The 267-nt window shown below is 61.4% G+C and carries 1 protein-coding gene; it reads right to left on the reverse strand.

Going from position 1 to position 267, the window contains the following annotated elements; genetic code table 11:
• The coding region (locus AAEZ02_RS22625; RefSeq protein ID WP_351125307.1) for an isocitrate dehydrogenase kinase/phosphatase AceK regulatory subunit at nt 1-215 on the reverse strand (215 nt) is incomplete at its 3' end.
• Nucleotides 216-267 lie beyond the last annotated feature (52 nt).

Raw genomic sequence — 267 nt, forward strand, 5'->3', positions numbered from 1 at the left:
GCCTGCAGCCGTGCGGTCACTTCGCCGACCTTCTCTTCATAGAGGTTGATACGCGCCGCCGACGCCACTTGCGCTTGTTGCCACTGGGCTTTTTCAAAGCGCTGCCGGGCGCCGTCGGTGATCTGGCGAAAATGCTCGCGGTAGTCGTCGAAGCCATCGAGGATCACTGTTGCGATGGAGAGCGCGGTGTCGATGGCTGGCGTTTGCTGCGGCATATCGGAGACCTCTGCGGGCATTCGGAAGACCTGAGCTTAGCCAGTGTAGGGG

Origin of the sequence: Shewanella sp. T24-MNA-CIBAN-0130, from assembly GCF_040310185.1 — a bacterium.
Classification (GTDB): Bacteria; Pseudomonadota; Gammaproteobacteria; order Enterobacterales; family Shewanellaceae; genus Shewanella; species Shewanella psychromarinicola.